This window comes from Desulfonema magnum, from assembly GCF_017377395.1.
In the GTDB taxonomy this organism is placed as follows: domain Bacteria; phylum Desulfobacterota; class Desulfobacteria; order Desulfobacterales; family 4be13; genus Desulfonema_C; species Desulfonema_C magnum.
Genome location: NZ_CP061800.1, coordinates 3,318,670 through 3,333,106, shown reverse-complemented (window position 1 = coordinate 3,333,106; position 14,437 = coordinate 3,318,670). Strand labels below are relative to the sequence as shown.

At 48.4% G+C, this 14,437-nt stretch carries 10 protein-coding genes and 1 CRISPR repeat array (1 of these 11 cut by a window edge); of the genes, 1 reads left to right on the top strand and 9 read right to left on the bottom strand.

Translation table 11 applies throughout. The features are described 5' to 3' along the window. A CRISPR array of direct repeats spans positions 1 to 3,435; the repeat unit is 28 nt; unit sequence CTCATAACCCCTCATGGGGAGAAATAAC (it extends 3,381 nt beyond the left edge of the window). 123 nt (positions 3,436 to 3,558) lie between these two features. The 9 genes from cas2 to dnm_RS13055 form a co-directional block, all read right to left on the bottom strand. Further along, entirely contained in the window at positions 3,559 to 3,861 is a 303-nt protein-coding gene (gene cas2 / locus dnm_RS13095; RefSeq protein WP_207683085.1) for a CRISPR-associated endonuclease Cas2, read from the bottom strand. 2 nt (positions 3,862 to 3,863) lie between these two features. Beyond that, positions 3,864 to 4,832: a CRISPR-associated endonuclease Cas1 gene (gene cas1 / locus dnm_RS13090; protein WP_207683084.1), complete on the bottom strand. Its 969-nt coding sequence runs from the start codon at positions 4,830 to 4,832 to the stop codon at positions 3,864 to 3,866. Between the two features lie 266 nt (positions 4,833 to 5,098). After that, positions 5,099 to 5,242, bottom strand: a complete 144-nt coding sequence (locus dnm_RS13085; protein WP_276571884.1) for a PD-(D/E)XK nuclease family protein — start codon at positions 5,240 to 5,242, stop codon at positions 5,099 to 5,101. A 199-nt stretch (positions 5,243 to 5,441) separates the two neighbouring features. Next, entirely contained in the window at positions 5,442 to 5,984 is a 543-nt protein-coding gene (locus dnm_RS13080; RefSeq protein WP_207683082.1) for a Dna2/Cas4 domain-containing protein, read from the bottom strand. Positions 5,985 to 6,190: 206 nt separating this feature from the next. After that, a complete protein-coding gene (locus dnm_RS13075) occupies positions 6,191 to 8,173 on the bottom strand; it encodes a DEAD/DEAH box helicase (protein WP_207683081.1) in 1,983 nt (660 codons plus the stop codon). Beyond that, entirely contained in the window at positions 8,164 to 8,802 is a 639-nt protein-coding gene (locus dnm_RS13070; protein WP_207683080.1) for a hypothetical protein, read from the bottom strand. Before dnm_RS13070 ends, dnm_RS13075 begins: the two co-directional genes overlap by 10 nt. Further along, positions 8,799 to 9,809, bottom strand: coding sequence for a type I-D CRISPR-associated protein Cas7/Csc2 (gene cas7d / locus dnm_RS13065; RefSeq protein ID WP_207683079.1), 1,011 nt, complete (start codon positions 9,807 to 9,809; stop codon positions 8,799 to 8,801). Before cas7d ends, dnm_RS13070 begins: the two co-directional genes overlap by 4 nt. Further along, positions 9,809 to 12,679, bottom strand: coding sequence for a hypothetical protein (locus tag dnm_RS13060; RefSeq protein WP_207683078.1), 2,871 nt, complete (start codon positions 12,677 to 12,679; stop codon positions 9,809 to 9,811). The genes cas7d and dnm_RS13060 overlap by 1 nt, the downstream gene beginning before the upstream one ends. Next, positions 12,679 to 13,413 carry a CRISPR-associated endoribonuclease Cas6 gene (locus dnm_RS13055; protein ID WP_207683077.1) on the bottom strand — a complete coding sequence of 245 codons (735 nt, stop codon included), beginning with the start codon at positions 13,411 to 13,413 and terminating at the stop codon, positions 12,679 to 12,681. Before dnm_RS13055 ends, dnm_RS13060 begins: the two co-directional genes overlap by 1 nt. A gap of 93 nt (positions 13,414 to 13,506) precedes the next feature. On the opposite strand from dnm_RS13055, the gene dnm_RS13050 reads away from it, so the two are divergent. Then, positions 13,507 to 14,328 (top strand): BrxR family helix-turn-helix transcriptional regulator, encoded by an 822-nt coding sequence (locus dnm_RS13050; RefSeq protein WP_207683076.1) that lies wholly within the window; start codon positions 13,507 to 13,509, stop codon positions 14,326 to 14,328. The last annotated feature ends 109 nt before the right edge of the window (positions 14,329 to 14,437 follow it).

The following is a 14,437-nucleotide window of genomic DNA, read 5'->3' as shown; positions in this document are numbered from 1 at the left end:
GGAGAAATAACGGGATAGGAAGGTTTATATGAAGATACCGACTATCAACTCATAACCCCTCATGGGGAGAAATAACGCTGCAATCAGGCGGGATATACAGGCTGAGGATTCAGCTCATAACCCCTCATGGGGAGAAATAACAGCGTCAGCACGAATTAAACATGCAAGCTGTAAATCACTCATAACCCCTCATGGGGAGAAATAACCGGTTCGCCTCCGAACTTTGAGGAGAGTCCTCTAACTCATAACCCCTCATGGGGAGAAATAACGTCACAGCACTTCGGTTTGTGATTAGGGGGTAGTCCTCATAACCCCTCATGGGGAGAAATAACGGGTATACGGATTGTTGGGAAGTGTACGAGCCCCAGGAGCTCATAACCCCTCATGGGGAGAAATAACTCTAAATATGAGCTTGTCAAAGGCGTTTCAGCAAAACTCATAACCCCTCATGGGGAGAAATAACTGGCAGCGTGTGTCGACTGTCGACATACGGGGCCAGACTCATAACCCCTCATGGGGAGAAATAACGGCGACATAAATGCAGCAGCTGCCATGATCATCCCAACTCATAACCCCTCATGGGGAGAAATAACTGCGCCGGGCAGAGGATATAAGAGGGGGTGTCAGACTCATAACCCCTCATGGGGAGAAATAACTATTGCACCCTTCATTGAGGCTTGGTGGAACGAATTTCTCATAACCCCTCATGGGGAGAAATAACACGCTGTTCTTTTTAATAGTGTAGCGACATTTTCAGCTCATAACCCCTCATGGGGAGAAATAACCTAAACTCGGTCAGAGCCTCAACCGAATTTATTATAACTCATAACCCCTCATGGGGAGAAATAACTGTGATGATCATGTGAGAACCGGTCAGGGACAGGTCACTCATAACCCCTCATGGGGAGAAATAACGCAGCGACGAAGGAGAAATGATAATCGTTTCTGAGGCTCATAACCCCTCATGGGGAGAAATAACCACATGAAATATGGCGGGCATATGCCTCTCCTGTGTCTCATAACCCCTCATGGGGAGAAATAACATATGGGAGTGATGATTACAAGGATATCGCAAACTCTCATAACCCCTCATGGGGAGAAATAACACGACGACAGCGATCTTCCGGAAACAAATAAAAACTCTCATAACCCCTCATGGGGAGAAATAACCCGGTAAAGAAATCGGATTTGCGATTTGATAAACACTCATAACCCCTCATGGGGAGAAATAACACCGAAAGCAATACAACCATCACAGGATTAAATGCAACTCATAACCCCTCATGGGGAGAAATAACCAGGTTAGAACAGCGAACGCTCGATCTTTTAACGACTCATAACCCCTCATGGGGAGAAATAACTAAGTAAGATGTCCTGAAGTACCCGCTTAAAACCCTATCTCATAACCCCTCATGGGGAGAAATAACATAACCTGATCTTCCTACCCACGCTTTCGATTTCTGCTCATAACCCCTCATGGGGAGAAATAACCCTTCGCCATAAATGTTCCCGCCGTACATCCGAAACCTCATAACCCCTCATGGGGAGAAATAACAAAAATACAAAAAACGACTGGCGGCATTCAGTCTTTCACTCATAACCCCTCATGGGGAGAAATAACACAATTACAAGCATAGACGGCGACGTGGATTATAGAACTCATAACCCCTCATGGGGAGAAATAACCAGACTGGAAACAGGGACGGTGACAAGACCGATTATCTCATAACCCCTCATGGGGAGAAATAACTTTAAAGAAAAAGACGGCAGACAAGTTTTTTTCTCACTCATAACCCCTCATGGGGAGAAATAACAAAACGGTTTCTACCTTCTCTGTCCTCCCATTCGCTCTCATAACCCCTCATGGGGAGAAATAACCATCCACATGCTCCTCAAATACCGGAATAAGCCAGCTTCTCATAACCCCTCATGGGGAGAAATAACTTGTTTTTGGTGTTTGTGATGTGTGCAGGATGTTCACCTCATAACCCCTCATGGGGAGAAATAACAAACGAATCCCGAATTTGCTGATCTGACATTACAGACCTCATAACCCCTCATGGGGAGAAATAACCTCAGACCCTCACGAATAAGACTCTTACAAGTCCGAACTCATAACCCCTCATGGGGAGAAATAACGTCTTTGCCTGTCAGGTTATGCGGGTTGTCCCGTACCTCATAACCCCTCATGGGGAGAAATAACAAACATGACATGGGAGGGGAGAAATGATCATCAGACACTCATAACCCCTCATGGGGAGAAATAACAGCAATTGAGGGGCTTGGTTTTGTCACGGACGGATCACTCATAACCCCTCATGGGGAGAAATAACCGCAGTCGCTCAGCCGCAGTGCTACCATACACCCCCTCATAACCCCTCATGGGGAGAAATAACTTGAATTAGACTTTGACGATCCGAAAAAGGAGGTTCTCATAACCCCTCATGGGGAGAAATAACTCCCGGAAAGACATGAGGCAAGATTTAATCCTGAACTCAGCTCATAACCCCTCATGGGGAGAAATAACTTGCCGGAGATGACTCACAGTCGGATTTTTTTCTTCTCATAACCCCTCATGGGGAGAAATAACCAGTCAAAGTTTGCATTAAAACCTCCTTCAAAAGTTTCTCATAACCCCTCATGGGGAGAAATAACTAAAGCTGAAATAAAACGATCTGGCGGAACATTTTCGCTCATAACCCCTCATGGGGAGAAATAACAGGAACATGCTGATAGGGATAAAAGCACTGTTTTTGCCTCATAACCCCTCATGGGGAGAAATAACAAGCTGCAAGTTATCAGTCAGCATCCCATGTCCAGCAACTCATAACCCCTCATGGGGAGAAATAACAAGAAACCTAACCCGGCTCTGAAATCCGACCGGCGGCTCTCATAACCCCTCATGGGGAGAAATAACATAGGACGATTGAGATAAACTTTACATCGCCGGAACTCATAACCCCTCATGGGGAGAAATAACGAGTCTATGTTTCAGAATCAGGGTTTGAAGCAAAAACTCATAACCCCTCATGGGGAGAAATAACCCTCGGGCATCTCACTGACGACCGGATAACGCTCGGCCTCATAACCCCTCATGGGGAGAAATAACTTGATTTGTCCGGAGACCAGCTTTCAGTTTTTCCGGCTCATAACCCCTCATGGGGAGAAATAACTTAAAATACGGTGAAGATTTTTTTCAGGGACATGAAATCTCATAACCCCTCATGGGGAGAAATAACTGTGAAAATGGCAGAACTTTTTATGCTGAAAATGTTGCTCATAACCCCTCATGGGGAGAAATAACCAGCAGATTCTGTAAAAGTAACTGTACGATCCTTGTATCTCATAACCCCTCATGGGGAGAAATAACAAAGCCTTGTCCGCTCCGATCCTCGCCACAGCTTCCGCTCATAACCCCTCATGGGGAGAAATAACCGCCGATTTTAAAGGCAATCATGCCTTTTTTGATTATAAAATACCATCAAAAGAGCAATCAAGCCTTTAGGCAAAAACTTCATTCTCCTGTGTTTTATGCTTCATCCAGGATCGAAGTTCAAATCATAAAACCCTGTAATCCGTGGCATGTGAATTATCTTCAACACGCTTTGCTTCCCCCTTCCCGGTTTCATTTTTTACAAAATGAGTAACATGCACATTTTTCCGATTCGCTGCCGTAACCTCTGTGACACGCTCTCCGGGAAGGAGCATGCGGCTGACTGCCCGGCGCAGGTGAATCAAATTCGCCTCTGACAAATCACCGCTAAAAACAGAATATTGGATATGTTCAAGATATTTCCGAAGCAGCTTTTTGAACTTCTCCGTGCGTTTTGCCCGTACATCATATGTCATTAACACATACATTGTCAAGCCTTTCTTTTGTAAGATTCATATTCCGCAACACCAAGAATATGACGCTCAATCTTCAAAGCTTCCCGATAAATCCGTTCCCGATAACTTCTGCCGTCGCTCATTTCCTCCAAACGGACAGAGAATTGTTCAGCCACATGACGCCGCCCTGTTTCCGTCAAAAGACAAACCCCGTCATGTTCTTGAAACCAATTCTCATGCATCATCCCCTTTCGGGCCATCCTGAAAATCAGCATATCTGCAAGCACAGGTTTGAACGGCTCTGACAAATCCAGACTCAGCGAAGAACGGCCTGTCCCCGGAGAATGGAGAAAACTCAGCGTTTCATCCAAATGCGTCTTAAAAGTCTCATGCCGAACCACAGTATAGACAAGCTGATTCATAAATGAAATCAGACAATTAACAGGATTGTTCGGCGGTCGTCGGATTCGTTTGCCAAAATCCAGTTTCGGATCAATAAGCTTCCATCCGCTGTAATAAAGCTGACGCAGATTCCCCTCCACGCCCATGAGAGTCGCTGTATCATCTGCTTTATCAATGTGGGACATGAGACGACGCATTTCTTTTATCTGCGTATCAAGCTCCTTTTTGCCCCGATAACGATAATACAGCAGATTCGCAAGGATGTTATGTGCGGCTCCCAGTACGATTTCCTTTGCGATGAGCATTTTTTCCCGGGCATCGAGAATCGTTCTGGCCTGTTCGAGCTTCACCCGTCCTGATGGATTCTGTCCTACAGGCTCAAACGCTCCCTTGAAGTAGCCATAATAATCAAACACCGAAATCCTCACACTGTTTGCACCGCACAGACACAGCAGACTTGAATTCATATTGCTTTCCGACAACAGCACAATATGCCGGATTTTCTCAACAGGAAACCATTTTGTTTTACCGTTGAACACGATTGCCAAAGTATTTTCCCGCCGCTTCAGACGGGCTTCACGAGAAACGAATAATGTTTCCATATTTCTAACCCTTCCAGATGTTGATAATTGATACCGGTGACAATTCTCCTTTTATCCCTTTGCCTGACGGGGTTTGCTTTGCCGGACGGGGTTTGCAACCCCGTCCGGCAAGTTGATACCGATGACAATTCTCCGGAGTGCAAAAATGAAGCGAACGCGGAATTTTTGCAAAAATTCCGCGTTCGCTTCATTTTTGCACTCCTTTTATCCCTTTGCCGGACGGGGTTGCAAACCCCGTCCGGCAAGAATCCCCGTCCGGCAAGTAGTCAGTCATGTCCGCAGAATCCGGCCAGAGAGCATGTTTTGCAAAGGGGAATGGCCCTGGCCCGGGGGACATCTTCTCTGACTGCCAGTGCTTCCAACTGCTCCGATGCCTCCCACATCTTCTGCAAACGATCTGCGTCCAGCACAACATCACGCTTTGCCGGACGGGGTTTGCAACCCCGTCCGGCAAGTTGATACCGATGACAATTCTCCGGAGTGCAAAAATGAAGCGAACGCGGAATTTTTGCAAAAATTCCGCGTTCGCTTCATTTTTGCACTCCTTTTATCCCTTTGCCGGACGGGGTTGCAAACCCCGTCCGGCAAGAATCCCCGTCCGGCAAGTAGTCAGTCATGTCCGCAGAATCCGGCCAGAGAGCATGTTTTGCAAAGGGGAATGGCCCTGGCCCGGGGGACATCTTCTCTGACTGCCAGTGCTTCCAGACGTTCAGAAGCCTCCCACATCTTCTGCAAACGATGCTCATCCAGCACAACATCACGCCGCTTTCGTGTGGAAAGAACATGCGTGACAGCTTGCCATTCCCTGCCTGTGGCAATAGACAACATCAGCGCATAAAATGCGGTCTGATTATTTGAAGCTTCCACCGCGCCCCCGCTTCCCTTGTTTTCATAAACAACACAGTTCTCCCAGTCAATCCTGTCAGGAGCCAGACCAAACAGCCCATCCGTGCTATGATCTCTTGCATAACTTGTCGAATGCTTTGCGGTTCCGGTTTGTACCCGGCCGTACCATTGAGCAAAATTGATATTATGGAGATACATCCAGGCCCTGCGCTCGCAAAGCACAACATGCTGAAAATGAAGGCCGTGCAACCCGAGACGATCCACACGCTCATAAAATGCGTCTGCATGTTTCCAGTTTTGTATCATTATTGTTCTCCTCTTGTGTACAGGACAAAAAAAGAAGAGTGGCAAAGAAACCCGGCTTTTTCCGTCAGGGGAAAGCGCCTCGTCCGGGGAAAAAGCCGGGTTTCTCCCCTCCCGCAACTTTTTGTCCTGTACACAGGTTTTCCTCTTTGCGGGAAAGACCTCCGAGGTTTTAAAAACCTCGGAGGTCTGATTTACAGAGGTCTGATTTACAACACACCGCTGCCTGCATCCACATCTTCATCATCACTGACAATCAAACCTGTCAGACGCACAAGCTTTTCAGCCGCTTTCATGGCTTCAGGATACAATTCCCACGCCAGCGGATCAGCACCCGCACCCTTCTGAAATTCCCTGGCCCATTCCTCCACAATAAACGCGTCATCCCTGAGAATCGCGGTGTAAGGCGTATGGGGAAACCTGGCGTTCCGAGTTGCTTTCACGAAATTCCCCTTTTCCAGCAAAAAATCTCCGAGCTTTCCCGGAATGCGGATTTCCTCAAGCCCGTCATCCGCCATCAGCAAAGGGAATCTGTCCAAAATATCTGTATTTCGGCGGACCCAGATTTCCTGTGCATGAAACGCATCGCCCCGACCGTCATCCTCAAGAATCCGAATCCCTTTTCCAATATCCCTGAGCGTCCGGGCCTCATTCTCAAACCGGTCACACCAATCCTTTGCCGACTCTCCGAATTCCCTGTCTGACGCCATTTCCCGGACGGTTTTCAAGAGCCAGTAAATCTGTTTCGCAGGTTTGGGCTGATGCGTTTTCAGATGGTCCCAGCGATACTTTATATTGCTGAAATGCCCCATGAGAACATTCCAATACAGGCCAGATGAATATGCCGCACGATTGGGCAGTTTGCCGAAATGTTTCCTCCCCTCTTCGGGACAATCTTTAAACCGCTTCTGCGATGCCTGACTCAGCACATTTGTCAGATCGTGAATGGCAACCGTGTCATCATTATGTTTCTCAGCCCACCGTTTCAATTGCCGGAACCAGGGCGATTTATTCAGCATTTTGTCATCAAAACGGACAAAAACCTGCCCGTCATGCGCTCCTCTTGCTGCCCTGCCGTAGCGCTGGAGAAAATTCATCGCCTCGAAACCCGGCTCCATGAACAGGAGATTTGCACGAAAAGTAACCCCCATTTCCACGCTGGCCGTTGCCACAAGAACATCAAACGCCTCGGGATCCTCATGCCGGCCCGCGGCAAAAAAGCCTTTTCCGCACCTATTGACGCGGGAATCATCAATGCTGTTGACCAGCAGCACCCGCCCCGGGTGAATCCCTGCTCCTCGGAAAATTTGCTCCAGTTCCGTGAGATGCAGTTGCAAATCCGCCAGTTTGTTATAAATGATGACAACCTGACGACCCTTTGCAATCTCCTGTGCGACCGCGTCCATATGCTGTCTGATCAGCTCCGGCAGGCTTTCGCAGCCACACAAAGAGAGACGCACATCGCCATGAACCGCTCTGCCTTTGTCCGTGAGTTCCTCGTGAAGTTCGGCGATCTCCGTTTCAGGCACATCCAGCCGCCGCAAAACCGGTGCAATATCCAGGGGCGTGGCAGACAGAAAACTGACTTTTGCCCGGTACGAAAGTTCTGTTGCCAGTTTTGCAAAAAGCCCGGCCAGACCGAAACCTCTCGGAGATATGGTATGGAATTCGTCAAAAACAATATGCTCAAATGTGTTCAGCATATCAAACACGCCTGCATCGGACTGCCCTTTTTCCGGTTTATATCGCAGCAGGAGATAGCTCACAACCTCGGGGACAGCAATCACCATTTCTCCGCCCTCCCGCGTCGGATCCAGATCAGAAATCTCCCGAATTCGCCTCGCTGTGATATTGACCTCGCCTGCTTCTGCCAGCCGTTTTGTCTCGTCCGAATTCCACAGAACCAGCTTCCTGGAAACTGCTTCCTTATTCCAGTTGTTATCTCTGACCAGGGATTCTGAAAGCCCTGCCAGGAGATTTTGCGCGAGACGCCGCGTGGGAACAATAAAAAGAACACGCTCATTTCGGGCAACCGCCTGCTGAAACGCATAACTCTTACCCGCACCCGTAGGCGCTTCTGCAATGCGAATCTTTTTTTCCGATTCAAGCAGTGAGCGTTGAAGCGGAGAAAGTCCGGCCTCTCCTTCCTGTCTTACGCAGTGGCGGGCAATTGTAAGTTCTGTCACCTCCATTTTGTCACCTCCTCTGCCGCGTCTTCCATGCTGAAAACAGGTGAGAGCTGCAAGCCGTGCAGACAGTATCGTTCCATGGGCAGTTCCTGTTTGAACAAAGCAGCCGTGGAAACATTCAGGCGAACCAAATGTTCCTCAGTCTTTCTCAACAAAACCATGCCGCTCCGATGCAGCCCCACCCGGATGACCAGTTTTTCCTGATCCGCATACTTAAAAGGATCAAAACCATCCAATCCAAATACAGCGCCGTTAAAAACCTGACCCGGGGGAACTTCCTGAATGCGAAAAAAATCTTTGAGATTTCCTTTTTTGGCAACATCCTGGACCTTTTTCTGAAGACCGGCCTCAGCGTCCAGATTCAGCCGCCGAGTCAGCGGTGCCAGCAGCCGGGGAGTCTCTGTCGTAAAAACAGATGTCCGAAAAGGCATGGCCGCGAGATGTTTCTGATAATTTTTTTTCGGCAGTGCCACACGGGCCGCAGTCATGCCCAATGCCGCAGCAAGCCCGAATGCGACCGCACGGTCCCCGATGAGTTCCGGGAGCGTGGCTGTGCCGCTCTGCACCATTAAGCTGTGGTAGGCAAACGGTGTCAATGTGCGGGCCGTTACGCTGATAGCAACAGTTTTCATTTTTTCTTCCCCGTACCGAACCAACTGTCAAAAAGCTCCGCCACCTTCGGGGCAGCCTGTTCATACTTTTCTGTCAAAGCTGGATCGTCTTTTTCAAATTGTTCCACCAATGTTTTTTGATAATCGCCCACGGCTTCAGCGTCCATACTCGCTTCATGCACCTCCGCCATCATGGTGTGAATGGCCTGAATGACCGCATCGCCGTCTTTTTTATCCACATCCGTATCTCTGAGCGATTTCACGATTTCATATGGCGATGTCTCAGCGCGTTCAAACTTGGCTCCGTAAACCCCGGCAATCCGGGAACGAATATTGACACCTGTTGTGGAAGTTTGTCCGCCGTATAATCCAGCGATGCCCATGGAAAGGAGCAGATGATCCAGCCCCTCAGAAGGAAGTACTTTGCCCCGTGTTGACAAAACCTGCACCATCAGGGTTCCCGGCGTGATAAAGTGACGGGAGAACAGACTGACACTGTTCTCTCCGGTTTCCGCATCAAAGAGCGTGCCGTCTTCCATTGCCCGGTTGTGGAATGTCTCATCCACACACAAATGCTTGGGCAGAAGGCTCAGTCCGTCAGAATAATTCACTGCGGCACGAACAGGAAGTACCCGGTTATCGTGCATTGTTGAATCTCCGAAAACAAGTGTGTTCATGTCAAAGGCATCCGAAGGCTTCTCACTTTTACGGAGAAATGTTTTGTTCTGGGGCAGACGGCCGCCAACGCCATAAGCCCGAAGAATCTGAAGCCCTCTGCCCTTTTCAGGATACTTGAACTTGTTGGGAACGGCACGGACATAAGCTTCTTCTCCGATTTCGATATCCGTGATTTCCTGTTCCTCGTTTCGGAAAACGACCGGCGCAATGGCTTCCCGAATAACAATTATCGTAACACTGCCCATGTTTTTCAATGCCGGATGAATGTAGTCATCCCCTTTTTTCTCCCCCTTGGGGCTGGATGATACCAGATGATCAATATTGCCAAGATAATTTTCAAATCGTTTCATTATTTTTTCTCCTTCTTGTTTTCAGATTTTTTTTCACTGATTTCCTTATGGGTTTTCAAAAATGCCATGCGATAAATGGCAGACAGAACCCGTCGGCTTTTCTGGCTCGGAGATCGTCCTCCGAGGACACCGAACCAGACATTGTTGACAAAAATTTCCGCAACTTCAATACAGCCCTCTCTCAGACTTTTTTTGCCACGATTTTCTTTGGCAGCAGCCTTTTCCCGCCGAATCAGATTTGTCTCCAATTCGCTTGCCACTGCATAAACCAGAGATTCAACATCTGTCTGATTAACTTTCCGAGCCGCGTTCAGCGTATCCAGACAAAGTTTGAACACCAGCAACTCATCGCTTCCGGAGGATTTCCCCCCGGGATTTTTCTGAATACCTGCCCCTGCTCTTCCAAGTCTTATCAAAGATTTGTCCTGATCACTCATTGTCTGATTTCCCTCCATATAGTTAAAAGATTCCTTTTCCAGATGTTTTTTCAAGGTCGGCTTTTTTTCGTCATGATCGCGCAAATAACAGTATGAAAAACAAACTGCGGCGAACCGTGTTTTTGGAACAGCATACAGCCTCAGCACATCATATCCCAATCCTGAAATTTCAAGAATATCTCTGGCAATATCCAGATGCTTCAGCGCATCGGGAATCTGTTCAAGTCCCAGCGCATTTCCGCCCAGCAGATTCACCAGCACTTTGGGCATGGCATCATAATAAAAATATGCTTTCTGCAAAGTGGGAAGTCCCCGGAAAATATGAATCGGGCGGCCCATGCGCCGGGTGGCATTGAGCAGCATCCGCATGATGTTCACCTGTCCCTCAAGAGACTCAGGCATTTTCTCAAGCCGTGCCATGCGATAGCGGCTCTGATATGTTTCAAACCCTCTCAGCACTTTGCCTTTTTTTATCTCAAGCCGATTCAGATCATACAAGGACATGGCTCCCATTGCCTTGTCATCTGTCAGCCCGAGACCGCCGAAAAGTCCGCCAGTTGTCGGAGAATAAACCAAAGTGGGAACGCCGTTATCTTTGCCGCCCTGCAATTCGTGGACTTCTGACCGCAGTTTATGTTCGGCAACAGAGGAAAACCCGACATTGGTATGAGACTGATCCGAAGTGACGACTTCAGGGCGATTATCTCTCCCGGAAAACGCGGAGACTTTGATGCCATATAACTTCATAGCCTGACTTATCGTTTTTTTAAAGGGAACAGGTTCGTCTGTGAAGACACACCGCCCTTTTTCCTTTTCTTTTTCAACCGTGAGCCGCTGCCCAGACAACAAGAGATTCATTCGCCGCTTTACGCCTTTTAATACTTCTATTCCGTCGCCGCTGATGAACTGATTAAACCCCGGGCGTTTTCCGTCACCTTCGAGCCATTGTTTTAACAGTCCGTCATCTTCCCCCCACACCCTTTCCAGCAGATCCTCATCCTGCTCTGCCATTGCTGTCACGCAAAGTCCTGTAAGTGTTCGGCGGGACGCATCATCTTTTATTTCTCTCATCCAGTCCGGCAGCTCTTTTTTCACAATTTTAAGCAGTTCTGTTTCTCTTTCAGAAGAGGCCGGAACAGCATTTTTAGGCTTCGCGTCAACTTTCAGATTCAGAAGCAATACAAGATGTGCAGCCCGGTAAAGCCATTCCTTATCTGGTTCTTCAAAATCCTTAAAGCTCGAATATAATGTGGTGAGCTGAGTCGTGACTTTTTCCGCCCAGCGGGGCTGCAAACCCATATCAGCAAGCAGGTCATCAAGCGGCTCTTTCAACTGATCTGTCAGTTCACGTTTGATTTTGAAGAGATTGCTCAACTCCTGTGCTTTAAGTCCTCCCTCAATAAATCCCGCTAATTCCTCATGGCCCGGCTGTCCGTTATAAAGCGCGGGAATTCCCCGATTTGACACATCCAGATACAGTTTAAACGGCAGACTGTTGCAAAGCATGTTCACTGCTTTCTCAACAATCTCCTCAGACCGGCTTTCCGGAATCAGCATAAACAAATACCCGTCCTGATGCACCTCGATCAGCGGCGGAACTCCGGCCAGACGCAGGCTGAACCGGGACAGACATCGCTGAAGCTCATCCAAAAGAAAAGGATGATGCGGATCAAACAACTGAATTCTTTTCCACTTTTTCAGAAATTCGCCTTGGAGATTGCGATCTTTTTCAAGACATTTCATGACGCCCTCAAATCCTCCGGTTTCAGGATCAGAGGAGAGCCAAGTGCTGTCCAACTGGTCAGCGAGACGCACATAACGCGAAAGCGATTCAAATTCTCTCGGGGGCAGTGTATCCGGCGCATGGCGGTGGGCCTGTGTTCCCTCCACTTTTTCCACAAGATACCGAAGCTGGCTTGCTGAAAGTGAAACTTCCGCACCTTTGAGAAAATCCGCAATGCCATAGCGTTCCATCCGCTCTTCCACATTTTCGATCTCAAGCGGTGCGTTGCGGGGAAGTTTCAAATCCTTATCCAAATCGTGCATAAACCCGATGACCGCCATGACCGTGAGCCTGCGATTCAGCATTCTTGAATCCATGTCCGGATTCTGTCCCATCCAGTCCAGCGCGGACAAGAGCAGCGAGCCGCGAGTCACGGACAGGATATGATCCAGCAGGCTGACATTATAGAATTTGTCATAAATCTCCTGCTTTTCAGGATTGGCCGCGACACCGCCCTTGCCGCTGAAGCTCATCAGACGCAGCACACGGGGATCAATATGCGTTCCTTTGTCAATCTTCTTCTGATTTTTTTCATCAAGCGCACCGCCGTCCCGATCATTTATCACATGGGCCTCCAGCACCTCTGTGAGAAAGCTTTTATAAACCTTTCCGGCAGCAAGTGTCGCGTGTTCCATCCATTGATGTTCCATCACCGTCCCACCCCCTTTTCCGCAAGCCCCACACACCCGAACCCGTTTCTCGTCTTTTCTCCGATCCCCGCGTACCAGGCCAGCCGGAGGTCATTCACATTCCCTTTCAATACTAAAGGGGCTTTCATACCGATGACAAAGGCCCGCTTTCCATTGGGAAATTCTTTGACGGGAATCAGCACATCATGCCGGGGATTGGCGCGCAGATACAGCTTATCCGCGTGTACTTCAAGACTGACCTCACGTCCGGCCAGCCGCGACAGCCGATGATTAACCACGGAGCTTAAATCTGCTTCATTCAGGTTGCTGTGCCAGCGATGCCCTTTTTTTTCTTTATTATTACGAGAAATTGCCAGAGGTGAAAGCATCAGCACACCGATGCCCTTCTGTCCGGGTCCGATGGGGTCGGGGTCTGCAAATATCTCTGCCTCGGAAAAATCAACCGCTTCGGCTGTAACAGCTCTGGCATAGGCCGTATCCCCGGGTTTTAATTTCCTAATATACTCGGACAGTTCGGGATCAGGAGTGCTGATAATCAGGGTATGCGCCCGGTTTTCCTGTCCTCGCCGCCACCCGAGCGATGCAAAATTCCACGGCCTGGCATGAAATCCCGTCACCTTTTCCGCGTCTGCTCCGGCACTGATCCAGGCATTGACAATGGCATCATGCAGAATATCCGTATAGTTGTAAGCGACGCTCTTTCTTTTTGGCAGCGTCATTCGTATGCGAAACATGGTCTTTCTCCTTTTTGAGATTTATCCTTGAATTTTTCCGATGTTTAAAATATAATTTTTTCAAAGTCAAACCATAAAATTAAAAGACATGTCATGAAACTTTACACATATAAACAACAAAAAAGGTTTGCGTATATAGAAACGCAATTATTCTGGGGAGATGGGCTTACCGCAGGAAAGCTGGCAGAAACTTTCGGCCTGAGCCGGCAGGCCGCGCAGACTGTGATTGACAGGTATCGGGAGGAATATCCGGAACAGATGGAATACAATCCGTCCCGCAAACGCCATGAGGCTTCGGAAACATTCAGACCCCATATTATCAAAACCAGCCCCATATTGTTTCTGGATTACCTGCGCGGGGAGTCGCTCACGGGCTATTATCGGGAAGAAAGGGGATGGAGCGATCTTGACGTCGTGGATGTGGATCGGCTGCTGAGGCCGGACCTTCCCCTTGAGCCTGCCAGAATTGTAATTGCCGCCCTGCTGGGGCAACGGGTGGTTTCCATTGACTATCACAGCAAAAACCCGGAGTCGCCCTTTACCCGCCTGCTTTCACCCAACCATCTGGTATTCGCAGATGACCGGTATCACATCCGTGCATACTGTCATCGGAGAAAGTCATTTCGGGATTTTGTGCTGTCGAGGATTTCTTACGCGGAGCTTACAGATAAGGACTGGGTATCTTCAAGAGAGGACAGGGAATGGCATTATATTGTCGAACTGCATTTTAAGCCGAATCCGGATTTGTCCGAGTCTGTTCAGGAGGCGATCCTGAAAAATTATGAAGATACACACGAGGGATGTCGTGTCATCAGATGCAAAAAAGCATTGGCGATTTATATTGAGCGGAAACTGGTTCGGACAATATATCCTAAATACGGAATGCCGCTATGGATATCATATAAACGGCCATGATCTGCCGGTCACAACGAATGATGAAAATTTTGCTGTTTTTCCTAACACTTAACACCTAACACCTAACACTTTCATATAAACGGTGATAACCTCCTGTCACAACGAAGCA